Consider the following 24,111-nt stretch of genomic DNA (forward strand, 5'->3'; position numbering starts at 1 on the left):
TGTTGCGCGGTCCCGGCCGGGTCGCGCTGCCGCTGGCCTTCCTGCGCGGGCCCGACGGCCGGTGGTGTGCCAAGTGGCTGCACCTCTACCTGACGGGGAATCCCAGCTCCAACCGGGTCGAGGGCAACCGGGTGACGGTCGCGACGCTGCTGCGCGGCATCGTCGAGCGCGAACACCTCACGGTGCGCTATCTCATCGACCTGATGACCGACGACGCGACCACCACCACCATGTGGGACGGGACGACGATCCCGGCGGGCCCGTCACCTACATCGGCCTGGAGAAGCCCGACGGGCTGCACCCTCGGTCGCGTGTCGTCACGCCCGAAAGTCTGCGTGACCTGATTCCCGCGTGACTGTTAACGTTGCCGTGGCGAGGCCATGAAGAGGCTTCCTTCTCATCACTCATCGAACTAGCCTCATCGCTCTCCTCGCCACCGACTTGAGGCCTCCGGCGTCCCACGTACAAGGACGGCCGGAGGCCTTCGTACTCTCCGCGGAGGCGGCTGTGCGAGGCACACCCCACCCGCGAACTCCCTTCACCAGTACGGCGATCCCTGTCACGATAACGACATCATGAACCCCCTCTTGTTCCCCACCGTCGCCGCCCAAGGGATATGGGCGCGCTCGAAGACCGAGAGGATCCCACCGGCCACCGGCCGAACCAGTGGGATCGTGGGAGCAGCCGATGGTGAGCAGGGCCGGGGGAGAGCGTGAACCGACCACTACTGTTCCTTGACGTCGACGGTCCCCTCAACCCGTATGCCGCCCAGCCGGAGAGGCGTCCCGACGGCTACACCACGCTCAGAGTGCCTCGGGGCGGCGGAACGCGAGGGGAACATGGAGGGTTCTCGACCCGGAGGCGACCTTTGCGGGTCTGGCCCGGAGCACGGGCCTTCTCTGCTGCGGATCGGCTACGAGCTGTGCTGGGCCACCACGTGGATGGACGACGCTAATCGGTGGATCGCTCCGGTGCTCGGCCTGCCCGAACTCCCCTTCGTCGACTTCGGCGACGCACTGTTGCGGGAACGCCCCGACGGGATCCACTGGAAGACCGGTCCCCTGGTGGACTACGCCAACGGGCATCCGTTCGCTTGGGTGGACGACGAACAGAGCGATCTGGACCAGGCTTACGTGACCGCCCACCATCACGGGTCGGGGCTTCTGCACCACGTCGACCCGCGGGTCGGTCTGCGCGAGAACGACTTCCACGCGCTTGCCGACTTCGCCCGGTCCCTGGAGCCGTTCGGCAGGCCGAGGCATGGTCATGTGCCCAACTGGGCAGAGTCCGCCTCGGACTTACGGGCGAGCAGGTAGATCTCCTTGAACTGCCGCCGGTCGGCGGGCTGAGGCTCGCGAACCATCCGGGCTACCTCGGCCAAACCGGCCGTGCGCAACATCGCGGCGAGGTGATCCGGCGACCACCGATAGGCCGGTGCCACTGCATGGTCGAAGACCTGCGTCGGGTGGGACGGGCCTTCGCTGGCGGAGAAGCCGATCAGGAGGTGGCCGCCAGGCGCCAGCACACGGTGGAACTCCGCCAGGACGACGGGGAGTTCACGCGGCGGTGTGTGGATGATGGACCAACGGGAGAGCACGCCTCCGAGCGCGCCGTCAGCGATGTCCAGCGCAGCCATCGAGCCCACGTCGAACCGCAGGCCGGGGTACGTCTGCCGAGCCGACTCGATCATCGCAGAGGAGGCATCGACGCCGCGCACCGCAAGCCCCAACTCCTGCAAGTAGGCGGTGATATGGCCAGGCCCGCACCCCAGGTCTGCGACCTGACCGTCCCCACTCGCGCTGACGACCTCGGCGAAGGCAGCCAACATCGCACGATCCAAGGGCCTGTTACGCAACTCGTCGCGGAACATCTGCGCGTACACGGGGGCGGCAGCATCGTAGGCTTCACGGGTGACACTGAGAGCATCGTGGTCCATCATGCCCACGACCGTAGTCCCCGGCGCCGAGCAGAGCCAGGTTCGGTACGTACAGGTGGTGCCGTTCAGCCCGCACTGAGCACCAGGAATCGGCCGCCCATGCGAGGATCGTGACGTGAACGATCTTCGCTTCCGGCTCGCCGAAGAGGCCGACCTCGCCGCCCTCGTTCGGCTGCGTGACGATGCGGCCCGCTGGATGCTCGCCCACGGCATCACCGGTCAGTGGCAACCCGGTCAGCTCGCTGAGGGCGACTTTCGCAGGGTCATGGAGAACGGTGAGATCTGGCTCGCCGAGGCTGATGGCCGCGTGGCCGGAGCGTGGGAGCTGTGGTGGGAGGACGAGGACGCGTGGGGGCCGCAGCCGCCGGTGGCCGGGTACGTGCATCGGCTGATGGTGGACCGGAGCAACGCCCGGCCGGGGACAGGGCGGTTGTTGCTGCGTACCGCGGAGCGCCGCGTTGCCGCGGCGGGGCGCGCGTTCGTGCGTCTGGACTGTCTCGCGGGCAACGCGCGCCTCAACTCCTACTACCTGGGCGCCGGTTACCGGGTCGTCGGCCACAAGGCAGGCAAGCCGCAGCCGGGGGGCGTACCCAAGTCGTTCACTCTCATGGAGAAGATCTGCGGGCCGGTCGCGGAGGGTGAGTGACCGCGGCCGAGCGGGTACCCGCTCGCAACTCCCGGACGTACCAGTCGAACCGTGCGCGGCTCCGCCTGGATCACCGCCTCCGTCCCACCCTGGCTCGCCGCGTACTCGGACGCCAGGAGGACCGCGCGGGTGGCCAGGCCGTGACCCCTCCAGCACGGGTAGCGGCCGTACGCCACATTCACCTGACCGGGGGCTGGCTCCTCTCCCTCCAACCGCAAGTCGACCTGCCCCGCCAGTACTTCATCGGCACCCACCCGGATTCATGAGCTGCTACGCGCTGACATCCACCGGCCTGCCCGCGGTGGCCATCGCCACCGACCACGGCCGCCCCTGGAGAGCCGCGCTCAGGCCCCGTCAGCCTGCTCGCGTCGGAACCACTCCGGTGCCAGGATCGACATCACCGTCGCGTCCACCCACGTGCCTTCCCACAGCAGCGCGTCGCGCAGGACACCCTCGGTGACGAATCCCGCCTTCTCGTAGGCCCGGCGAGCCCTCGGGTTGAAGGCGTAGACCTCCAGTGAGATGCGGTGCAGGCCCAGCTTCTGGAAGCCGTGTCCGACGATCAGCCGGGTCGCCTCCGTCCCCAGGCCCCGCCCGTAGCTCCCGGGTACGAGACAGATGCGGAAGTTGCAGCTCTCGTTGTCCGGGTCCCACTCGTTGAGAACCACCTCGCCGACGACGTTCCCCGTCGTCTGCTCGACCACGGCGAGGTCCAGCCGGTCGTCCTGAGTCCCACGGGTGTCGTACCAGGTGCGTATCCGTGCCTCGTCGAGCTCGCCGTCGTCATGGCTGCCGGTCAGCCGTGAGGTCTCCGCGTCCTGGAACATCGGCATCAGCGCGGGTACGTCATCCACCGTGACCGGCCGTAGCAGGACCCGATCCCCGCTCAGCGTGGGCTTGTCGAGGAAGTCGGGGTGGGGAGCGCTACTCGCATGATCAGCCATGGCCGCATTGTGCCCGGCCACTCCGTCCGGTGTCCTCCCGTTATCGGCCCAAGCCGCCAGGTCACCGGAGACGCTGGTTACAACAGGGGCGGTTCGGGGGAGTCGGTGACCAGGCGGGTCAGCGCCTGCTCGTCCGTGTCGGTGACGGGCATGAACACCACCAGATGCTGGCCGGGGCTCTCCGCCACGTCCAACTTCGTGTAGTTCAGGTTCAGTTGCCCTGCCGTGGGGTGGCTGAAGCGCTTCGTCGTGGGCCGGAACGCCTGTACGGGGTGCTCGGACCATAGCGTGCGGAACTGGCTGCTGGTCTTGGTCAGAGTGTCGATGAGCTCCTGGGGGCGTGGGTCCTCAGGATGCTTGCCGACGGCGATCCTGAACTGGCCGAGGATGTCGCGGACTTCGCGTTGCCAGTCCACCAGCAGCGACTGCATCTGGGGGCGGGTGAACAGCAGCCAGATGCTGTTGCGCTCCTGCGGAGGAAGGTGCTCGAGGCCGCCGACGAGGGTCGCGTAGGCGCGGTTGGCGGCCAGCAGGTCCCAGTAGTCGTTGGTGACGTGCGCGGGGTTCGGGTCGAGGGACTCCACCAGCTTCCGCAGGGTCGGGCTGATGGTCCCCGACTGCGGCTGAGGCTGCTCGGCCGGTAACGCAGTCTCCGCCAGCGTGAACAGATGCCGCCGCTCGGCCGGAGTCAACTTCAGTGTCTGCGCGAGGGCTTCGAGGACCTGGCGACTGACCCGGATGTCCCGGCCCTGTTCCAGCCACGTGTACCAGGTCAGGCTCACCCCGGAGAGCTGGGCGACCTCCTCGCGCCGCAACCCCGGGGTACGGCGCCGCGACCCCGGGTTCAGGCCGAACTGCTCAGGAGAGAGCATGCCCCGCCGGGACTTGAGGAACGCCGCCAGAAGCTCACGCTGCATGCCCGCCATACAAGCACCCTCTCTCCACGCCTGTCCTGGTGGTCATTACACCAGCATGATCGCCCCTCTGTACCCCCTTCGCCGGACGCCGCATTCTCGTCCCGTGACCACAACGACCAGCACCGCGATCCCCGCCCCGGCACCGTCAACTCCCGCCTGGGACAAGCCCGTTGCCGTACTCGCCCTCGGTTCCTTCGCCATGGGAACGGACTCCTTCGTCCTGGCCGGCATCCTGCCCCAGATCGCCGACGGCCTGCACATCTCCACCGGTGCCGCCGGCCAGACCATCACCGCCTTCGCCCTCACCTACGCCCTCGCCGCACCCTTCCTCGCCGTACTGACCAGCCGACTGCCCCGCAAGCCCCTCCTCGCCGTCGCCCTCACCCTGTTCGTCCTCGCCAACCTCGCCTCCGCCGCCGCACCCAACCTCACCCTGCTGCTCACCGCCCGCGTCATCGCCGGACTCGGCGCGGCCCTCTACACCCCCAACGCCTCCGCCGCCGCGGCCACGCTCGCCGGACCCACCCACCGGGGCCGCGCACTGTCGGTGATCCTGGGCGGCCTGACCGTCGGCACCGTCTTCGGTGTCCCCGTGGGCACCTTTATCGGACAGCATCTGTCCTGGCAGGCCAGCCTCGTCTTCGTCGCCGCGGTCGGCGCGCTCGCCCTGCTCGGCGTCCTGGTCGTCCTGCCCGGACTCCCCATCGCGCCCGCGACACCCCTCACCCAGCGCTTCGCCGTCATGGCCGACCGCCGCGTCATCGCCATGGTCGCCTTCATGCTCCTGACCAGTGGCGCCGGCATCCTGATCTACACCTACACCGCCACCGTGCTCGGACAGATCGCCGACATCCACGGCACCCGACTCGCCGCCGCCCTGCTCGCCTGGGGCATCGGCGGTGTCTTCGGCTCCTTCGGCAGCGGCTGGCTCACCGACCGCCTGGGCGCCGAGCGCACCCTCACCCTCGCCATCGCCCTGCTGATCGCCACCCTCGCGGCGCTGACGATCAGCACCTCGTTCGTCGCCGTGCTGATCGTCATGGTCCTCAACGGCGCCGCGGGCTGGGCCGCCTCGACCCCCAACAACCACCGGCTCACCGAGCTGGCACCGACGCTGCCCAGCGTCGTCATCTCCTTCAACTCCTCCGGCATCTACCTGGGCCAGGCCCTCGGCGCGGCCCTCGGCGGCATCCTGCTCGACGACGGCGTCACCGCCCGTGTCCTGTGCCTGACCGGTGCGGGCATCGCACTCCTGGCCGCCGTCGTCCACCTGCTGATCCCGCGCCCGACCCCGAAGTACTGAACGAAGCGAAGAGGCACGCACATGCGGGCCCCACCACCGCGCACCCGTACCTCCACCTGCACACCTCACCCGTACCCCCACCCGCACCCCACACCCGTACCGCACCCGCGCAGAACACCACTCACCGAAGGGCCGACAGATGACCGACCTCAGCGACCGCACCATCTTCCTCACCGGAGCCACCGACGGCCTCGGCCGCGCCGTCGCCGAAGAACTCGCCTTCCGCGGCGCCACCCTGATCCTGCACGGCCGCAGCAGAGCCAAAGGCGACCAGCTTCTGGCCGAGCTGTGCGCCTCCACCGGCAACCGCAACCTCAGCTACGAGACGGCCGACTTCTCCTGCCTGAAGGAGATCCAGAACCTCGCCACCCGCCTGCCGGCACACGGCCGGCTGGACACCCTGGTCAACAACGCCGGTATGGGCGTCGAACTGCAACGCCGCGAGAGCCAGGAGGGCCACGAGCTGACCTTCCAGGTCGACTACCTCGCCTGCTACATCCTCAGCGCCCGTCTGGCCCCGATCCTGGCCCGCAACGCCCCCGCCCGCATCATCAACGTCACCTCGGCAGGACAGGCCGCCATCGACTTCGACGACATCATGCTGCGGCAGCGCTGGAGCGGCGAACAGGCCTACTGCCAGGCCAAACTCGCCCAGATCATGTTCACCTTCGACCTGGCGGCCACCTTGGAGAACGACGGCGTGACCGTCAACGCCCTCCACCCGGCCTCGTACATGCCCACCAAGATCGTCACCCCTCTCTACACACCGCAGAGCAGCGTCGCCGAAGGCGTCGAGAACCTCCTGCGTCTCATCGAGGACCCCCGGTACGCGCACCGCACCGGCCGCTACCTCAACCGCGCCGACGAGACACGCGCCCACTACCAGGCGTACGACGAAGAAGCCCGCCTCGCCCTGCGGTCCACCAGTGCCGCCCTCACGGGCACGCCCTTCCCTCGTACCGCACCGGCCTGTTGATCACGGCGCCAAGTCGAGGAACTCCCAACGGGCTTGGGGCTGTGTACCCGTGAGCCATTTCCCGCAGTTCTGCAGAACCATCGGACTGGAGGTGACGTGTTGCGTACCTGTGCCGAGATCACGCAGGAACCGGTCGATCGGCCCGCGCCGGATCGCCGTCGTCCCCGCCCATCGATGCACCGTCTGCCCCACGTCGTACGCGGTCCGCGTAGCGTGGTTGAGCACCAGCCTGAGCAGTGTGTCCTGTTCGGTGCTCGGCAACTCGCCCGCGTCCAGGGTGCGTTCGATGTCCTGCCATACCTCCGTGGCCCACGCCCGCGCGGCCCGCAGCCTGGCTTCGGCGGTCGCGTACTCCGTGTGGAACTGCGCGGTGTCGACGACCGCGTTGCGCGTCCCGGTCTTGGCCGCGGCGACCGACTTCAGCTCGTCGAGCAGGCGCCGTCCGACGCCGAACGCCCAGCCGGTGTGTCCGATCGCGGACATGTTGACCAAGCCGAGGCGGTAGATCGCGCCTCCGTGGGCGGGAGTTGTCGTCGTGGCGAGATACGTGTGCGTCGCCGGTACGTACACATCGGCGCAGTGGTAGTCGATACTGTGCGTCGCGCGCAGCCCGAGCACATCCCAGTTGTCGACGAGTTCCACCTGCGACTTCGGCATCGCCAGCACCCGCAACTCCCCGGTGCCCTCGACCTGGATCGCACTGTGGATGTGCGTGGCGTGCGCCACTCCGGAGGCGAACTGCCAACTGCCGCTGACCAGATAGCCGTTGCCCACCGGGACGGCGTGGCCCGGCCGGGTGCCGTGCCCTGCCAGCAACGCGTGGTTCCCACCGGCGGGGTCGGGGAACAGGTCGGCCGCCGCGACGGCACCGAGATAGGCAGCGGTGGTACCGGTGACCATCTGCAGCGCCATCATCGTCCAACCGGCCGCCGCATCGTGATAGCTGACCCGCTCGATCGTCTCGATCAGTTGGCGCGGGGAGAACTCGTAGCCACCGAGGTCCTCGGGCAGTCCGGCCCGGACGATCCCGGTGTTCAGCAACGCCCGCGCGATGTCCTCGGTGAGTCTGCCGAGTTCCTCGGCCGCGTCCGCGTTCGCCTCAAGTGCCCCGCCGAGCGCGTCGATTCGTTCGAGCATCGCGGGACATTCCGGGCTGACATGTAATCCGGCCGAGTCCGCCATGGACGGTCGCTCCTCGCTGTCGGTGCCGAGCCAGCGTCACTGTAGCGAGAAGTCGTACGCTTCCCCACCCCCGCACAGCCGACCGGCGTGATTCCGGCCGAGGCCGCGCAGCGGACACGACATCGACCCCGTGCAGGCCGCGCCCCCCGGACACCCAGGGCGCACGGTCCGCGTGCGCCGCGTACCGCGTCGTCGCACTCTGTACGCATGACCTGTCGGTGCGGCGCGACGGAAGGTGATCCATGAAGCTCGCAGTCATCGGTGGAACGGGCCTGATCGGGGCGCGGGTCGTGAAGGTGCTGACCTCGGCCGGGCACGAGGCGGCGCCGCACTCGCACTCCACGGGCGTCGACGTGCTCACGGGGAAGGGCCTGGCGGAGGCGGTGGCCGGTGCCGATGTCGTCGTCAACCTGACGAATTCGCCGACCTTCGACGACGCCTCACCGGCGTTCTTCCGGACCTCGATGGACCACCTCCTGGCCGCCGCGCAGAAGATCGGGGTGGGCCATGTCGTCATCCTCTCGATCGTCGGCGCGGACCAGGTGCCCGGCCTCGACTACTACCGGGCCAAGGTCCTGCAGGAAGACATCCTCAAGGCCGGACCGATCCCCTACTCGATCGTCCGCGCCACCCAGTTCATGGAGTTCATGGACGCGGTCCTGTCCTGGACCACGGAGGGCGACACCGTCCATCTGCCCACCACTCCGCTCCAGCCGATCGCCGCCCAGGACGTCTCCGACGCCGTCGCCGAAGTCGCGGTCGGCGACCCCTTGAACGGCACCCTCGACATCGCCGGGCCCGACGTCTTCCCCCTCGACGAACTCGGCCGGATCACCCTCGCTGCCCGCCCCGACGGACGTACGGTCGTCACCGACGACACCGCCGGGATGTTCGCGGCCGTTCACGGCGATGCCCTGATCGCCAAGGGCGGCGCCCGTATCGCCCCCACCCACTACCGCGACTGGCTCTCCTGAACCGGCACCCGGAACCCGCTTCCGGGCGCGGCGGTCACCGTGACCACCGCGCCCTTGCAAGCCGCTCATCCGGTCCGCAGCCGGTGCACCCCTCCCATCTCGGTGCCGGCGTAGAGCCAGTCACCGTCCGGGCTGATGGTCATCGAGATCACGTCCAGGTTCTGCAGACCACCGGAGACATTGGTCCAACTGCGTCCGCCGTCGGTGCTGCGCAGCACCCCACGACCGCCCTTGATCAGGTCGTTCGCGGTGAACGACGAGGTACCGGCGTAGATCGTGTCCGGGTTCTTCGGGGAGAGGACGATCTCCGAGACACGCAGGGGCAGTGGCCCGGTGTCCGCGGTGCGGAAGTGCGCGCCGCCGTCGTCACTCACCCGGAGTGCGGAGCCGCCGATCACCAGGCGTTCGCCGTCCTTGGAGAGGGTGATCGCGGTGACCGCGCCGTCGGCGACCTTGGTGACCGTGGTACCGAAGTCGTCCGAGCGGTACAGCCCGTCCGCCGCGCCCAGCCACAGCCGGTCGGGGTCGCGGGGGTCGGTGGCGACCGCCCGGAACAGCCGGTCCTGGTAGAGCTTCTTCCAGGTCGCGCCGCCGTCCAGCGTCCGGTAGACACCAGGACCGGCGAGGCTCGAGAAGGTGACGGCCACCCGGTCGTCGTCGACCGGACCCACCGCCAGGTTCAGCGGCGTCTCGTTGGTCCGGCCGCGCTCCTGCCAGGTCTTCCCCGCATCGTCGCTGCGAGAGACGTAGAAGCTGGACAGGGCATCCTTACGGATCTTCCAGACCGTGTCCGGATGCTGGGGCGAGACGGCGATCTGGCCGATCTTCCGCCCGAAGTACGCCTCCGATCCGCTCAGTCCCCACTCGGCGGTGCGCGGGGTGACCGGCCCGGTCGGCAGGGTGGTGCGGTAGATCTCGGAGTCGGTACCGGCCAGCAGTTCGGGCCCGTCGGCCGCGTTCAGGACTGCCAGGTCGTAGGCGCTGACCCCCTGGACCCCCACGCGCCGCGGGTCGCTGCCGTCCTTGCCGGTGGTGAACATCCCGGCCCCTGGCGCGGACCACAGCAGGGAGCCGCCGGTCCAGGGCGAGAGGTCGGACATCACCGAACCGCTGATGGGCTTGTTCACCACCGACCAGGACGCGCCATGGTCCCGGCTGAGGTGCTGCCGGGCCCCGACCGTGAAGACGGCGAGGGTGCCCTTGGCCAAGGTGATCGACTGGATCCCGCCGTCCTCGACCCGGTGCAGTTCCTCCCAACGTCCGCCGCCGTCCCGGGAGCCCACGACCTGGCGGTCGGTGATCACGGCGACCAGGTCCGCGTCGGCGGTCAGACCACGCAGGCGTTCCTCGGCGGGCGCGTCGTACACGCGTTCCGCCGCCGGTGCCTCGCGGGCGTCCAGCACGCCGGGCAGCTTCCACACCGAGGCAGGACCGCCCAGGTAGAGCGCGTCACCGCCGATCGCGGCGTCCAGGACCTCCGCACCGAGCGGGTTCGGCCGCTCGGTCCAGGTGTCGCCGTCGTCGTGGCTGAGGAGCACCGCGTCCGCGGTGACCAGCGCGAGGACACGGGACTCGGGATCGCCGACCAGGGCGTAGAGGTGGGTGTCGGGGACGTCCAGGCGCTGCCAGGTCTGTCCGCTGTCGCGGCTGCGGAGGAGCTGCCCCTGGTAGGTGAAGTCGAGCACGCTGTTCATGCCGCCCCCGCCGCCGGTCTGCGCGTTGACGGCGTACCAGAGGGTGTCCGGATGCCGGGCGTCGGTCAGCGCGGAGCCGGTGCCGTTCGCCACCGGCAGCCGGGAGAGCTGCCGCCAGGTCGCTCCGGCGTCGTCGGTCATCCAGGGGGCCCGGTTGACGTACTGCGTCAGGACCGCGGTGGACGGCTGGGCCTCCGTGGTGGCGATGTCGCCGGCGGCGCCGTTGGGCCCGATGGGCTCCCACCGTCGGCCGCCGGGCCGGTTGTCCTCCGGCAGCACCTCGAAGGCGGAACCACCGCGCAGCCGCTCGCCGCTCGCGGTGTCGGCGCGCACCGAGACGGTGTACGTGCCCGCGCGGTCGCCGTCGAGCCGTGCCCGGTACCAGGTGCCGTGGTCGTGCTCGGCCACGATGTCGACCGGGCGGCCCCGCGGGGGAGTCACGGTCACGGTCGGGGGAGCGGCGAGCGCGGTGGGGCTGAAGACGAACGCGGTGGAACGACCATCACTGGGATCCGGTGAGGTCTGCACCACCAGCGGCCGGACCGCCAGCAGGTAGGGCACCCGCAGGTTCGGCTCGCCGGTCCGCTCCGGGTCGGCGACCAGCCAGCCCGCGAGGTCACGGTCGGCGCTCGTGCCGACGTCGTCGGACACCCGTACGGTGACGGACCGGGTGCCCCCGGCCGGGATGGTCACCCGGGCCGGGCCGACGTGGGCGTCGCCCGCGTCCTTCCCGGCCGCCCGGGTGCTCAGCCGCAGCGTCGTCGACCGGTCGGAGGTGTTGTGCAGGGTGACCTTGCCACTGCGGCCGACCCGGTCCCGTGAGAGGTCCGCGAGACCCAGGGAGAGCGAGGTCGGGGAGGCGGTGACGGTGGCGTCGGCCGCGTCCGCGACGTCCAGCCGACCGGCGCCCTGCGCGGTCGTCGGGGCGTCCTCGACCGGAGTGGCCGAGCCGATCAGCCGCGCACGGATCTCCTCCGCCGAGGCGTCGGGCTCCAGTTGACGCAGCAGGGCGGCGGAGGCGGCGACGTGCGGGGCCGCCATACTGGTGCCGGAGAGCCGGTAACTCCCGGGCTCCCACTGCTCCTTGGGCCAGGTGGAGCGGATCTCCACTCCGGGCGCCACCAGGTCGGGCTCCAACTGGAAGTCGGGTCCGGGGCCGCGCGAGCTGAACGAGGCGATCTGGTCGGTCACATCCTGGCCGGAGAGGGATATCTCCACCTTCCCCTTGGCCAGGGCCGTGCTCAGCTCGGGCCACTGCGTCTCGGCCAGGCCCAGGACCATGATCTTGTCCATGCGGAAGCTGTCCCCGGACTGCCGGGCGCCCACGTCGACTTGTACGGTGCCGGGGGTGGCCGTGCCCGCCTGGGTGCGCTGGGGGGCCAGGACCGGGCCGCCGCCGGACTCGGCGTACCCGAGCAGGGCGATCGCGCCGCGCTCCTCCGCCAGCCGCGCCTGCTCCAGCAAGAGCGACGACACGTACGAGAGTCTCTGCGGCAGGACCGCGCGATAGGCGACGACCTTGCCCGTCACATCTCCGACCCGGTCGTAGTCCTCCTCGGTCCCGTCACCGACGTCGACCAACTCGCCGGTCACCGGCTTCCGCGGCGGGTTGGCCGAGTACGGCGCGCGGTAGGTCTGGAGCAACTCCCGGCGCGGGGTGACCATATGGGCGGTGGGCAGGGTGAGCCCGCTGGTGGAGGCGCCGACCGAGAGGACACCGTCGGCGAGGGCCGGGGTGCTCACGGTGCCTACGCCGGGGCCGGTGTTCCCGGCCGCCGCGACGACCACAACACCCAGCTTGGTGGCGGCGGTTGCGGCCAGGCCCAGGGGATCGGTGCCGTCGCCCGGACCGCCCAGGCTCAGGTTGACCACGTCGGCGCGGTGCGGGTTCGCCGGGTCCACCGCGGCCTCCAGACCGGCGATGATGTCCGAGGTGTAGCCGGCACCGTCGGCGTCCAGCACCTTGTACGCGGTGAGTTGCGCCTCGGGGGCGACACCGAGCACCCCATCCGGCCGCTGACCGTCGGCCGCGATGATGCCCGCGACATGCGTGCCGTGGCCGTTGTCGTCCGTCGGATCGTCGTCGTTGTTGACGAAGTCGTGCCCACCGACCACCTTGTGGTCCGGGCCGGAGCCGCCCCCCAGGTCGGGGTGGCTGTAGTCGATGCCGGTGTCGATCACGGCGATGGTGGTGCCCGCGCCGCGGGCCTTGGTACCGCCGGGGTCCTTGCGCTCCCAGACCTTCGAGGCGCCGATCAGGTCGACGCTGGTGTCGGTGCTGGCCCGCATCCGGGTGTCGTCAAGTACCGCGGAGACGCCGGGCAGTTCGGCCAGCCGCTGCCGGTCGTCCGGGGACACGGTGAGAGCCATGCCGTTGACCAGCCCGGTCAGCTTGGTCCGGGGAGTGGCCTTGATCCCGGCGTCGTGCACAGCGGTGAGGAACCGGGCCTGGGCGGTGCGCAGTTCGGCACGCCGTTCCCGTACCTCGCGCACCGCGGAGGCGGAGACCTCGCCGCGGGTGTCGATCCGCGCCTGGTCCACCGACTGGAGGGCGGGGCCGCCGTCGAGTCGTACCAGGACCCGCTCGGCGGCGCTTGCGGAGGTGGCGGCTGCTCGTGGGCTGCCTTGAACGGCAAGCCCGCTCAGGGCCACGGCAAAGGCCGTGGCCAGCACGGCAGTTCGTCTTCGTGAGAGGCGCATCGTCCAGTCGTAGCGAGCCACCGGTGTGATCGGCAACGCCGGGCCAAGTCCCCTTGCGGCCATTGGCACTCATAGGCCACGATCACGTTCCACAACGCGAGGGACCTGACGGTGGGTTGGTCGCCCACGGGCTGAACCGACCTCCATCACAGCGGACTTCGAGCACGGTCGTAGCAGTGTCCGGGAGGGTGACATGGAAGAACCCGACGACAGCGGCAGCCTGAAGGCTGTCGGAGTGCCCCGGTTCGACGAGCGTGTGTACCGGACGCTGCTCGGTCATCGTGACGCGACCCCCGCCGAGTTGGGCAGAGAGTTGGGCTTGCCCGCGGACCGGGTGGACCGCGCGCTCACCCGGCTGCGGCTCCAGGGACTGGTGAGCCGGTTGTCCGGACGGCGACGGCGCTACACCGCCATCGAGCCTGACGCGGCGGTGGAGGCGTTGGTACGTCATCGCACCACGCAGTTGGAAGCGGTGCGCACCACCGCGGTGGAACTGTCGTCGCTGTTCCACTCGGTCCAACGCGGGGACGGCCGGGGCGGCGCCGTGGAACTGCTGGAGGGACCCCAGTCGTTGGGCCGCTGGTTCGTCCGGCTCCAGCACCAGGTCCACGAGGAGATGCTGGTACTGGACCGGCCGCCGTACGTGCTGGCGCAGAGCAACCCGGTCGAGCCGGCCAGCCTGGCGGGCGGGGTGCGGTGGCGGGGGATCTACACCCCGGAAGCGCTGGAGGTTCCTGGCGCGATGGAGGAGGTCGAGAGGCTGGCGGGGTTCGGCGAGGAGAGCAGGGTGCTGCCGAACCTCCCGATGAAGCTGGCGATCGCCGACCGCCAGATGGCGCTGCTGCCGCTCAGCCTGGACCTGGACACCTCCCGCGCCCTGCTCGTCCGGGAGTCGACCCTGCTGAACGCGCTGATCGACCTCTTCGAGTGCTACTGGGAACGGGCGCTGCCTCTCATACCCGGCGGGCAGCCCGCGACCGGTGGGCCCCACACGGCGGACGGCCCGGATGCCGACGACCCGGCGGCCGCTGACGGCCCGGACGAGGCGGACCGCGTCCTGGTCGCGCTCCTGGCCAGCGGAATGACCGACGCCGCGATCGCCCGCCGTCTGGGTCTGTCCACCCGCACCATGCGCCGCCGCACCCGCAGGCTGTTCGACGAACTGTCCGCGAGCAACCGCTTCCAGGCGGGAATCCAGGCGGCCCGCCGGGGTTGGCTGTAGGTCAACGCCGTGCGGCGCTACGACGTCCGGGCGCGAGTCCGGGACGATTCCGCATCAACGAGAAACGTCCTGGGCCGGTCGTCGTTGCACGGCGTCGGCGATGACCGCCGTCACGAGCTTGTTGACGGCTGACGTGGTGGGCGGGCCGGGGGCGCGGTCCGTGAAGAGGAGATGCCCGCCACCGACCAGGGAGAGGGTGAGTGAGTCGATGTCGGCGTCGGCCGCGATGCGGCCCCGTTCACGCTCGTCGGAGAGATACGCGGAGACCGCGGTCGTGGCCTGGGCGAGGATCGCGATGCCCCCTCCGGGTGTGGCTTGCCGCAGCCGTGCGCGCAGTTCGTCCCGGAACGTGATGAGCGGGATGATGGCCACCGGAATCGGTCCGAACAGGGTGGTCAGCGCGGTGGTGAGGTTGTCGGCCACCGTGCCGGTGCCGGCGGACTCGCGCAGCGCACTCGCCTGCGTCTCGAGCTGTGCGGCCCGGTCGAGCACGAGGGCGGTGAGGAAGGCGTCGAAGTCGGCGAAGTGCCGATGCAGGACGCCTTTGGCGCAGCCCGCCTCGTCGGTGACGGCCCGGCTGGTCAGTCCGTTCGGCCCGTCCCGCAGAAGCACGCGTTCGGCGGCGTCGAACAGTTGCTGCCGCGCGTCTCGAAGGTGTACCCCGGTCGGCACTCGCAGATCCTCTCGTACGGTCGGCTCGTCGGCGCCCGTTGCCTAGTGGGCATGCGCCCACTAGGGTGGGCGCATGCCCATTTTACCGCGAGAACAACAGCAACTGCCCCCGACTGAGCCGCATTTGGCCCGGCGGACGGCGGAATCGTTCGGCGTGGATGCCCGACGCTACGACCAGGCCCGGCCCGGCTACCCCGACGCACTGGTGGCGCGGATCGTCGCGGGGAGCCCCGGCCCTGACGTGCTCGATGTCGGCTGTGGCACCGGCATCGCGGCCCGCCAGTTCCAGGCCGCCGGGTGCACCGTGCTCGGCGTCGAGCCCGACGCGCGGATGGCCGACTTCGCGCGAGCTCGTGGCTTGGAAGTCGAGGTGGCGGCCTTCGAAGCCTGGCGGTCGGCCGACCGGACGTTCGACGCGGTCATCGCCGCGCAGTCGTGGCACTGGGTGGATCCGGTCGCGGGCACCGCGAAGGCGGCGCGTCTGCTGCGTCCGGGGGGACGGCTGGCGATCTTCGGGCACGTCTACGAGCCTCCCATCGAGGTGGCCGAACCGTTCGCCGCTGCCCTCCGGCGGGCGGCACCCGACTCCCCGCTCAGCAGCCAACCGCCCCGACGCCCGCTCGACCTCTACCAGGCGGCCTACGCGAAGTTCGGCGACAAGATCCGGGAGACCGAACAGTTCAAGGAACCCGAACAGTGGCGATTCGACTGGGAGCGGTCCTATACGCGCGACCAATGGCTGGAGTTGCTCCCCACCACCGGAGGCCTCACCCGACTCCATCCCGATCAACAGACCGAGATACTGGACGCGGTGGGACGCGCCATCGACTCCCTGGGCGGGCGCTTCACGATGAGCTACACCACCTTGGCCGCGACGGCCGTACGTACCGGCGTCTCCTGAGTCCGTCCCTCAAGTCGCCGACGCAGGAACCCGCGCAGCCGTCCGACGCCCTGCCGGACGTCGGGCGATGCGGATGCGTTCAGGCGGGATGTCACCGTTGGCGGTCCTGGAGCTGCCGACGGGCGGTCGACCAGACGATCTCGAACTCATCGGCCGACAACCGCTCCGGGTCGTGCCCCTCCCACTCGGAGACGGGCGGTTCGGCGGTCAGGCCGTGGACACGCTCGTACGCGGCCGACTGCCCGCCCCTCCGGGCTTCTTGCCACTCGGCACGCGAGGCAGCGGCCAGGGCCTTGTCTCCGGGGCACTGAAGCTCGACCTGCCGGAGTACGTATCCATCGCCGTCGAGCTCGAAGTAGAACCAGACGGATTCCTCGTCCCAGAAGCAGCGAATCCAGCGCGTCACGGGTTCACGGCGTCGAAGGGCTCGTCGCGCCAGCGCCAGCCGGCGGTGCCGTCGTCATGGATGTGCAGCATGAACTCGGCGACCGGGCTGCCGTCGGGGAACGTCATGGTGAGCGCACTGCGGATCTGGGTATAGCAGGCGTCGGCCTGTTCCCAGTCCTCGTCATCAACGGCCCGCTCTTGCTCAGCGAAGAGGGGGCGGAACTCTTCGAAGCCATGGAGTGCCTCGACTTCGGCGTGGGTCCAGGGCATGTCCGCGCCGGTCACGGTCAGCTCGGCGATCTCCCGGTCGCCGTGGTGGAGCCTCCAGGTACGGCCGGTGGTCAGGTCCGGATCGGTCATGTCCCCATGATGGCGATCACCACTGACAGTCGGGGAACGAGGCCATGGCCCCGTACGCACCCGGCAGGCGGTAGATCGTGCACGGTACGGGCTCGATACGATCTCGCGGTGACCACTTCCAGCGCCCGCACCACAGTCTTCGACATCGACGGCACGCTCTGCTTCGACGGTAAGACGATCGACAGCCGGATCATCGCCGCCATCGAGACCTGCGAACGTGCCGGTCACCAGTTGGTCTTCGCCTCCGCCCGGCCGGTCCGCGACCTGCTGCCCGTTCTCGACGGGGCCTTCCCCACCGCCACGTTGATCGGCGGGAACGGAAGCCTCGTCTCCGTCGACGGCCAGGTGCGGGCGCGGGCCGCGTTCGAGGCGGGTGACCTCGGCAAGCTGCTGGTCGAGGCCGATCGGTTCCGGGCGGGCTACCTCGCCGACGGCCCTTGGGACTACGCCTACACCGGGCCGGCCGACCACCCGATCCTCGACCGCGTCGACCAAGGTTGCCTCGCCCGCCAGGTCGACCTCGCCGACCTCCCGGCCGTCGTGAAGTTCCTCGTGGTCGACGCGACCGACATGGCCGCCCTCGCCGAGGCGGGCCGCGTGCTCGGGATGACCGTCAACCACCACCTCGACGAGGCGATCATCGACTTCGCTCCGGGCACCACGAACAAGTGGGAGGCCCTGACCTCCCTGGGCATCGACCAGTACAACGCCTTCGGCAACGACATCAACGACCTCGACCTGCTGCGCAACGCGCGGCACTCGGTCCGCGTCGGCACCCACCCCGGCCTGGACACCATCGCCCGTGTCACCGTCGCCCCCGACCCGAGCGCCGTCGCCGCCGAGATCTCCAGGCTCGCCGCAGCGACAGCCTCGGCCTGAGACTCCTGTCTCCGGTCGGTCGCGAATCCACAGGAAGACGGTTGCGAGGGGGAGCAATGAAGTGGCGTGCATTACGAGCGGTGGCCATGGTGGGCCTGTCAGGGCTGCTCGTCACGGGCTGCAGCGATTCCGAAGGTGCGCATCGCGCAGACCGGACCTCGGCCTCCCCTTCGCCGTCGAGCGAGCCGGTCTCAGCGAGGGCGCAGGCCGCCGAGAGTGTGAAGCTCACCCTTGAGGAGCGGATCTCGGCGGATGAACAGCGGTTCGGTTCGGGTGCGAACTCTCCCTGCTCGCCGTCGTCGCCTCAGATGCTCACCGCGAAGTGCAAGGCGGCAGCCGATGCCACATCCGACGCTGCGGGCCTCGCCTTGAGCGAGATCGATGGGCGCCAAGGATTCGCGACGCTCGACTCCGCTGCCCGCAAGATCCAAGCTGCTGTGCGTACCTACGAAACCCTGGGATGCGCCCAGGGGCCGACCCGAGCGGACACACGCGAGGCATGTCTGGATCCGGCTGCTGTGATCGCACAGGGGTTTGCGGACTTGCGGAGCGGGGCCAACTTGGGTCTTGCTGGTAAGTAGCTCTGAAAAGAGGGCTGTTGACCGCCAGGTCGGCGGCGGTGACGCCCGCGGCGACCGCACACCGCATCCGTGCCCCACGCCCAGTCGGCCATGCGCGGCGACCCGGTGCAACGCGCGCTCCGGCCGTCGCCGTCAGGTGATGTGGATCACGGACAGAGCGTCGATGGCATGTGTACCGTCCACCGGGGCAGTCGGGCCCCGTGGCGCGTCGAAGGCAGGGGCGGGGGAGTGGGGCAGAGAGCCTACGGGCAGGTCATGCGAGCCATCGCCTGCGCGCTGATGGCGTGGCAGGTCTGGCTGGTGTGGCACATCGCCAGTCACGAGGCGTCCACCGTCCGCTGGACCTGCGAGGCGGCCGAAGGCTGCGCCAGCGATCAGTTCGCTGCCGGGGCCTCCTTCGTCGGAGCGGTCTGCGCCATCGTCCTCGGCCTGCTCTCCGCACGGTTCCTGCACCGTGCCACGCCCGGCGCGGTGGTCGCGCTCTGCGCCGTCGCCTGCGCTGCCGGCTGGTACGACGCGGTCGCGGACGGCCAGGTCGGGTACGACACCGTCACCGACTTCCCCCTCTTCTTCCCGATCGGCCGGTTCTCCGTCTCGGGGTGGCTCACCTTCCTCTGGTCCGTCGCGGCGACGGGCTGCCTCGCCGCGTGCTGGGGCGCGGCCGTGAGCCTGCGCCGCACCGCCGGGCTGCGCAGGCTCTCCCGCCGTTACGCCACGGCGGACGCGGTGCTGGAGGGCTGGCGGCCGGTGGGCCGCAAGCACGGCGAAGTCACGGTGGTCTTCGAGGACTTGACCGGGGTACGCCACGAGGTACCCGCCGTCGTGGAACGTGTCGCCCTCCGGCGTGACGTCCTCGCCGTGTACGACACCGACCGCCCCGACGATCCCGTACGCACCCGGGTCGCCGTACCCCGCCGAAAGCTGCTGCGCCTCTCATGAACCGAAACCGCCCCATGGCCGCCGCCCGCAGGTTCTTCGGCAGCCCTGTCAGCCTGCTGTCCACCGCCGTCGCGGGACTCGCGTTCGCCGCGCTGGTCCAGGGCGCCACGCACGGCCCCCGCCGGCTGCTGCTGACGGGGTTGCCCGCGACGGCCCTGGCGCTGGCGGTGTTCGGCAAGGCGGGCGAGCCGTCCCGGTCGGACCTCATGGTCCCCGCGCTGCGCTCCGGCGGACCCCGCGCCTTCGCGCCCGCCGTGGTCCACTCCGTGAAGTCCGTGCACAAGGAGACCGGTCGGCCCGCCATCGACGGACGGGCGCCGGGCTCGGCGTTCGCCTTCGACCTGACCGTGGTGCCGGACGGCCGTCCCGCATACCGGATCCAGGTCCGTCACCCGCTCGATGTGCAGGGGCTGCTGCACCGGTCGAGGGCCGTCGTCGAGTACGACCCCGAGCACCCCTGGCGGGTCGTGATCCCCGACAACCCGCCGCGCGAGTGGCTGGCACGCGCGAGCAGCCTCACCCCGCCCGCCGAGGTGAAGCAGTACGCCACCGGGGTACCGGCCGGCCTGAAGACCCTCGTGGCGAGCGTGGTCTTCGCGGCCGTCCTGTTGGCGCTCGTGCGACTGCTGGGCTGAACCCGCCGTCGAGGCCCCACTGCGATGATTCCCCTGTGGACGGCCGTGCCTGCCCTGGCCTGCGGCAACGCCTTCATCCTCAAGCCGTCGGAGCGTGCCCGGTCGGTTCCGCTGCGGTTCGCCGAACTCTTCCTGGAGGCCGGTCTGCCACCCGGCATCCTGAACGTCGTCAACGGCGCCCGCGAAGCCTTGGACGTCCTTCTCGAAGCCCCTCGCGTGGCGGCCCTCGGCTTCGTCGGCTCCACCCCCGTCGCCGCGCACGTCTACGCCACCGCCGCCGCCCACGGCAAGCGCGCCCAGTGCTTCGGCGGTGCCAAGAACCACATGAACGTGATGCCGGATGCCGATCTCGATCAGTCCCTCGGCGGCGCCCGCAGCGCGCTCGACCGCAGCCTGGCCCATCTCGCCGACCGCGAGCGTTCGGTCAACGCCCTCTCGACGCACAGGCGTTGCGCTTCCCTCTCGCCGACACGGCCACCGAACTCGCCGCCTCCCGCGCCCTGTTCCAGCAGGCCGCCCAGGCCCTCGACCGGGGTGATCCGCAGGCGCCGTACCTGTGCGCGGTGGCGAAGCGGTTCGCCACCGACACCGGGTACGCGGTGGTGGACCGCCGCGCTCCAACTGCACGGCGGCTATGGATACTTGAGCGAGTACGGCATCGAGAAGGTCGTCCGCGGCCTGCGGGTGCACCGGATCCTGGAAGGAACCAACGAGATCATGCGCGTCATCGTGGCCCGTGGACTGACGGAGGCGTTCGGATGAGTGACGTCCTGTTCCACACAAGCGGCCACGCCGCCCACATCACCCTCCACCGCCCCAGGGCCCTGAACGCGCTCACCCACGAGATGGTGCTCCGCATCGACGAGGCACTCACCGAGTGGGAGCACGACCCGGCCGTCGCCACCGTCGTCCTCACCGGCGCGGGGGAACGCGGCCTGTGCGCCGGTGGCGACATCCGCGCCATCCACGACGATGCCCGGGACGGCGACGGCAGTGCCTCGGCCGCCTTCTGGCGCGACGAGTACCACCTCAACGCCCGTATCGCCCGCTATCCGAAGCCGTACGTCGCCCTCATGGACGGCATCGTCATGGGCGGCGGAGTCGGTGTCTCCGCACACGGCAGCGTCCGGATCGTCACCGAGCGGTCCCGTATCGCGATGCCCGAGACCGGTATCGGCTTCGTCCCCGATGTCGGCGGCACCTACCTGCTCGCCCTCGCCCCCGGCGAGCTGGGCACCCACCTCGCCCTGACAGGCGCGTCGATCGGCGCCTCGGACGCCCTGCTGTGCGGGCTCGCCGACCACCACATGCCCTCGGCCTCGCTGCGGCCCTTCGTCGACGACCTCGCCGAACTGCCCGTACGCGAGGCTCTCGCGCGCCATGTCCAGGACCCACCGGCGGGAGAGCAGGCCGGTCGGAGGGAGTGGATCGACACCTGCTTCGCCGCCGACACCGTGGAGGAGATCGTCCAGCGCCTCCTCGACCAGGGCGACCTGGCCGCCAAGGAGACCGCCGAGACCCTGCTCACCAGGTCCCCGACGGCCCTCAAGGTCACCCTGGCGGCCATGCGCCGGGCCCGCCGAATCGGCCTCCTGGAGCGGGTCCTCGACCAGGAGTACCGCGTCTCCTGCGCGATGCTGACCACCCCGGACCTGGTGGAGGGCATCCGCGCCCAGGTCATCGACAAGGACCGCAACCCCGCCTGGTCACCCGCGACGCTCGCCGAGGTCACCGACGCGGACGTCCAGCGCTTCTTCGCGCCCCTCGGCGAGCGCGAACTCGGCCTCGCCGACGGATCCGACACCACCGAGGAGGCGGCCTGGTGAGCCGGACCGTCGCGTTCATCGGACTCGGACACACGGGCGGCCCGATGGCCACCAACCTCAGCAAGGCCGGTCACCGGATGCTCGGCCACGACCTCGTCCCCGCGGCCGTGGGCGAGTTCGCCGAGGCACGCCCGCTGCTGGAGGACATGGGCAAGAAGGCCGTGCACTGCGGGGGATCGGGCGCCGGGCAGGCCGCCAAGTGGCCGCGCTGCACGCGGCCCTGCGCCACGCCATGATCAGCCGCAGGGGCATCCACCCGAACCCGGACTACCCGGCCGGGCTCGCCTACCACCTCATGGGCTTCGACAGCGGGCGGTACCGGGCGCGGCGTAGCCTGCCGATCTCGACTGCCAGGGGCACCAGATGCGGGGGCCCCGTCGGTAGGGTGCTGGTGGGAAGGTCGTGCCGGGGCCGGGTGACCGGCCCGCGGTCGGGAGGGGAACATACGATGCTGAGCAATCCGTCGCTGCGCGGTCCCGCGATCAGTCTGATGAAGCTGAGCGAGGACGCTCCCGGTCTGGTGGAGCACTACGAGTCGGCTGCGGTGAGTCTGCGCAAGCAGGAGTTGGGCGGTCGGCGCGCGGCGGTCTACCTGGTGCTGGACCGCTCGGGCTCGATGCGGCCGTACTACAAGGACGGCACCATGCAGCACTTCGCGGAGCAAGTGCTCGCGCTCTCCGCGCACTTGGACGACGACGGCGTCGTGCCCACGACCTTCTTCTCGACGGACGTCGACGGTACCGCCGACCTGAGCCTGGCCAACTATGCCGGTCGGATCGAGGAGTTGCATCAGAGCCTGGGACACATGGGCCGCACCAACTATCACTGGGCGATGGACGCGGTGATCGACCACTACCTCACCTCGGAGAACAGCGCCCCGGCCCTGGTCGTGTTCCAGACCGACGGCGGACCCACCAGCCGTCTGGCCGCGGAGCGTTACCTGTGCAAGGCAGCTCGGCTGCCGCTGTTCTGGCAGTTCGTCGGATTCGGCGACCCCGACGAGAACGAGTTCGCATTCCTGCACAAGCTCGACGACCTCGCGGTCCCCAGCAAGCGGATCGTGGACAACGCGGGGTTCTTCCACGCCGGCCTCGCACCGCGCTCGATGAGTGACGAAGTGCTCTACGACCACCTGCTGCGCGAGTTCCCGCACTGGCTCAGGGCTGCGACCGCATCGCGGAGAGTCCGAGTTCGGTGAACCCGTCGGCGGCGAGCCAGTCCTCGCCTACGGCCGAGGGGCGCGACGTGACGAGCCAGCGGTTGCCGGGGTAGGTCTCCACCAGGTCGCGCAGCCAGGTCCGGGCACGATCGCGTTCGGGCTCCGGCACCTCGTCGAGGCCGTCCACCAGGACGAGTCCGCGCCCGCCGGCCAGGACGCGATGCTCCCAGCCCTCCGGCTGGGTGTCGGCCAGCGGGCAGCCGACGGAGGAGAGGAAGCGCGCCGGGGACGGGAGGCGTTCGCCGTGCCGGGTGAGGGTGCGCAGGGGGAGTACGAACGGGATCCGGCCGGTGAGGTAGGCCATACGGTCCCTGGGGCCGGTCGCCGCGGACACCGCGAGCCACTGGATCAGCGTGGTCTTGCCCGAGCCCGCGACCCCGCGCAGCAGCACTCGCTCGTGGCCGGACAGTGCCTGATCGGCGGGGGTGGCCACGGGGGAGGCCGGCACCGGCCCGAAGTCCGGCTTGTCCCTGTGCCCGATCACATCCAGGCTGAGGTAGGCGGCGTCCAGCGGCCAGCGATCCGGTGAGTTGCTGAGATCGATGCCGTAGATCGTGAGCTTGCCCTGCTTCTTGGCGACGTAGTCGAGATAGCCGCGCTCGAAGGCGGTGTCCCGGGCGTCCGGGCGCGGCGTGCGGGTGAGCAACTCGTCGACCTTGGCGATGAGGTCCGCCTGTGTCCGGGTCTGTTCCACCAGGGTGCGCGCCACGAAGGTGGAGCGGCGGGTGAAGAACTCCAGAATCTGCAGGCAGGCCCACTCTGTCGCGGAGTCGAGGAAGAGCCGGGCGTCGACCGACAGCCCGTCCGGCGCGGGGCCCTGGCGGCGCAGCCTGCGGGCCAGTTCACGGTGGCCGAGTCGTACGGCTTGGACGTCGTCCATGTCCAGGTCGCCGAGGGCGAGCAGTCTTCGGGCCAGTGCGTCCGCCACGGCGATGCGCTCGTGGGTCCGGAACGGGCGTTCACCGGGTGAGTCGATCGCTTGCTGGACCAGGTGTTCCGCGAGCTTGTGCACGTCCTTCTCGCCCAGCGTGCGTCTCTCGCCGCGGAAGGAGACCAGGTCTTTCAACCGCACGGGCCTGTCGACCAGTCCAGCACCCGGCCCGTCCGCCACGAACAGCTTCCTGATCAGCGAGCCGATCAGACTGGAGGCAAGTTTGCCACCGAGTACCACAGGCTCCATCCGCCACCCCCGTGCATTCTGGGTACGGAGGGAGCCTA

At 70.3% G+C, this 24,111-nt stretch carries 19 protein-coding genes and 5 pseudogenes; 15 read left to right on the forward strand and 9 right to left on the reverse strand.

Going from position 1 to position 24,111, the window contains the following annotated elements; translation table 11 throughout:
* Positions 1-2 precede the first annotated feature (2 nt).
* Positions 3-355: pseudogene (locus NGF19_RS23585) on the forward strand (hypothetical protein); the annotation flags it as partial.
* 357 nt (positions 356-712) lie between these two features.
* Positions 713-1,316: pseudogene (locus NGF19_RS23590) on the forward strand (hypothetical protein).
* On the opposite strand, the gene NGF19_RS23595 reads toward NGF19_RS23590, so the two are convergent.
* Complete coding sequence (locus NGF19_RS23595) at positions 1,265-1,939, reverse strand: class I SAM-dependent methyltransferase (RefSeq protein ID WP_252427273.1); 675 nt, start codon at positions 1,937-1,939, stop codon at positions 1,265-1,267. The pseudogene NGF19_RS23590 and the gene NGF19_RS23595 sit on opposite strands and share 52 nt — an antisense overlap.
* 112 nt (positions 1,940-2,051) lie before the next feature.
* Between NGF19_RS23595 and NGF19_RS23600 the strand changes: the two genes are divergently transcribed.
* Positions 2,052-2,582: a GNAT family N-acetyltransferase gene (locus tag NGF19_RS23600; RefSeq protein ID WP_252427275.1), complete on the forward strand. Its 531-nt coding sequence runs from the start codon at positions 2,052-2,054 to the stop codon at positions 2,580-2,582.
* 344 nt (positions 2,583-2,926) lie between these two features.
* Here NGF19_RS23600 and NGF19_RS23605 read toward each other — a convergent pair whose 3' ends face one another.
* Together NGF19_RS23605 and NGF19_RS23610 are read right to left on the reverse strand one after the other, a co-directional pair.
* Positions 2,927-3,526 (reverse strand): GNAT family N-acetyltransferase, encoded by a 600-nt coding sequence (locus NGF19_RS23605; protein WP_252427277.1) that lies wholly within the window; start codon positions 3,524-3,526, stop codon positions 2,927-2,929.
* A 77-nt stretch (positions 3,527-3,603) separates the two neighbouring features.
* The gene (locus NGF19_RS23610) at positions 3,604-4,443 is read right to left on the reverse strand and encodes a helix-turn-helix transcriptional regulator (RefSeq protein ID WP_252427279.1); all 840 of its coding nucleotides are present in this window, start codon (positions 4,441-4,443) and stop codon (positions 3,604-3,606) included.
* A gap of 103 nt (positions 4,444-4,546) precedes the next feature.
* On the opposite strand from NGF19_RS23610, the gene NGF19_RS23615 reads away from it, so the two are divergent.
* Positions 4,547-5,746 carry an MFS transporter gene (locus tag NGF19_RS23615; RefSeq protein WP_252427281.1) on the forward strand — a complete coding sequence of 400 codons (1,200 nt, stop codon included), beginning with the start codon at positions 4,547-4,549 and terminating at the stop codon, positions 5,744-5,746.
* Positions 5,747-5,885: 139 nt separating this feature from the next.
* Positions 5,886-6,722, forward strand: coding sequence for an SDR family NAD(P)-dependent oxidoreductase (locus NGF19_RS23620; protein WP_252427283.1), 837 nt, complete (start codon positions 5,886-5,888; stop codon positions 6,720-6,722).
* On the opposite strand, the gene NGF19_RS23625 is transcribed toward NGF19_RS23620, so the two are convergent.
* Positions 6,723-7,859: an acyl-CoA dehydrogenase family protein gene (locus NGF19_RS23625; RefSeq protein WP_252427285.1), complete on the reverse strand. Its 1,137-nt coding sequence runs from the start codon at positions 7,857-7,859 to the stop codon at positions 6,723-6,725. It abuts the gene before it with no gap.
* Positions 7,860-8,146: 287 nt separating this feature from the next.
* Here NGF19_RS23625 and NGF19_RS23630 point away from each other — a divergent pair, with 287 nt between their 5' ends.
* On the forward strand, positions 8,147-8,878 hold the full coding sequence (locus tag NGF19_RS23630; protein ID WP_252427287.1) for an SDR family oxidoreductase: 732 nt from the start codon (positions 8,147-8,149) through the stop codon (positions 8,876-8,878).
* Positions 8,879-8,943: 65 nt separating this feature from the next.
* On the opposite strand, the gene NGF19_RS23635 is transcribed toward NGF19_RS23630, so the two are convergent.
* Positions 8,944-13,245: a S8 family serine peptidase gene (locus NGF19_RS23635; RefSeq protein ID WP_308288520.1), complete on the reverse strand. Its 4,302-nt coding sequence runs from the start codon at positions 13,243-13,245 to the stop codon at positions 8,944-8,946.
* 220 nt (positions 13,246-13,465) lie between these two features.
* Here NGF19_RS23635 and NGF19_RS23640 point away from each other — a divergent pair, with 220 nt between their 5' ends.
* On the forward strand, positions 13,466-14,494 hold the full coding sequence (locus NGF19_RS23640) for a helix-turn-helix domain-containing protein (RefSeq protein ID WP_252427289.1): 1,029 nt from the start codon (positions 13,466-13,468) through the stop codon (positions 14,492-14,494).
* Positions 14,495-14,548: 54 nt separating this feature from the next.
* On the opposite strand, the gene NGF19_RS23645 is transcribed toward NGF19_RS23640, so the two are convergent.
* Positions 14,549-15,166 carry a TetR/AcrR family transcriptional regulator gene (locus tag NGF19_RS23645; RefSeq protein WP_252427290.1) on the reverse strand — a complete coding sequence of 206 codons (618 nt, stop codon included), beginning with the start codon at positions 15,164-15,166 and terminating at the stop codon, positions 14,549-14,551.
* Between the two features lie 73 nt (positions 15,167-15,239).
* Between NGF19_RS23645 and NGF19_RS23650 the strand changes: the two genes are divergently transcribed.
* A complete protein-coding gene (locus NGF19_RS23650) occupies positions 15,240-16,067 on the forward strand; it encodes a class I SAM-dependent methyltransferase (RefSeq protein WP_252427291.1) in 828 nt (275 codons plus the stop codon).
* A gap of 91 nt (positions 16,068-16,158) precedes the next feature.
* On the opposite strand, the gene NGF19_RS23655 is transcribed toward NGF19_RS23650, so the two are convergent.
* Both NGF19_RS23655 and NGF19_RS23660 read right to left on the reverse strand, forming a co-directional pair.
* Positions 16,159-16,473, reverse strand: coding sequence for a hypothetical protein (locus NGF19_RS23655; RefSeq protein ID WP_252427292.1), 315 nt, complete (start codon positions 16,471-16,473; stop codon positions 16,159-16,161).
* The gene (locus NGF19_RS23660; RefSeq protein ID WP_252427293.1) at positions 16,470-16,814 is read right to left on the reverse strand and encodes a hypothetical protein; all 345 of its coding nucleotides are present in this window, start codon (positions 16,812-16,814) and stop codon (positions 16,470-16,472) included. Before NGF19_RS23660 ends, NGF19_RS23655 begins: the two co-directional genes overlap by 4 nt.
* 108 nt (positions 16,815-16,922) lie before the next feature.
* Here NGF19_RS23660 and NGF19_RS23665 point away from each other — a divergent pair, with 108 nt between their 5' ends.
* The 7 genes and pseudogenes from NGF19_RS23665 (at position 16,923) to NGF19_RS23700 (ending at position 22,872) form a co-directional block, all read left to right on the forward strand.
* Positions 16,923-17,693, forward strand: coding sequence for an HAD hydrolase family protein (locus tag NGF19_RS23665; protein WP_252427294.1), 771 nt, complete (start codon positions 16,923-16,925; stop codon positions 17,691-17,693).
* 836 nt (positions 17,694-18,529) lie between these two features.
* Positions 18,530-19,213, forward strand: a complete 684-nt coding sequence (locus tag NGF19_RS23670; protein WP_252427295.1) for a hypothetical protein — start codon at positions 18,530-18,532, stop codon at positions 19,211-19,213.
* Complete coding sequence (locus tag NGF19_RS31170; protein ID WP_372505744.1) at positions 19,210-19,848, forward strand: hypothetical protein; 639 nt, start codon at positions 19,210-19,212, stop codon at positions 19,846-19,848. The genes NGF19_RS23670 and NGF19_RS31170 overlap by 4 nt, the downstream gene beginning before the upstream one ends.
* A 21-nt stretch (positions 19,849-19,869) precedes the next feature.
* Positions 19,870-20,610, forward strand: a pseudogene (locus tag NGF19_RS31030) (aldehyde dehydrogenase family protein); the annotation flags it as partial.
* Entirely contained in the window at positions 20,607-21,674 is a 1,068-nt protein-coding gene (locus tag NGF19_RS23690; RefSeq protein WP_252427301.1) for an enoyl-CoA hydratase/isomerase family protein, read from the forward strand. The pseudogene NGF19_RS31030 and the gene NGF19_RS23690, both read left to right, overlap by 4 nt.
* Positions 21,671-21,874 (forward strand): annotated as a pseudogene (locus NGF19_RS23695) (NAD(P)-binding domain-containing protein); the annotation flags it as partial. The gene NGF19_RS23690 and the pseudogene NGF19_RS23695, both read left to right, overlap by 4 nt.
* 248 nt (positions 21,875-22,122) lie before the next feature.
* Complete coding sequence (locus NGF19_RS23700) at positions 22,123-22,872, forward strand: VWA domain-containing protein (RefSeq protein WP_252427297.1); 750 nt, start codon at positions 22,123-22,125, stop codon at positions 22,870-22,872.
* On the opposite strand, the pseudogene NGF19_RS23705 reads toward NGF19_RS23700, so the two are convergent.
* Positions 22,844-24,073 (reverse strand): annotated as a pseudogene (locus tag NGF19_RS23705) (NACHT N-terminal Helical domain 1-containing protein); the annotation flags it as partial. The gene NGF19_RS23700 and the pseudogene NGF19_RS23705 sit on opposite strands and share 29 nt — an antisense overlap.
* Between the last annotated feature and the right edge of the window lie 38 nt (positions 24,074-24,111).

Source organism: Streptomyces macrolidinus (genome assembly GCF_023887685.1).
GTDB classification, from domain to species: Bacteria; Actinomycetota; Actinomycetes; order Streptomycetales; family Streptomycetaceae; genus Streptomyces; species Streptomyces macrolidinus.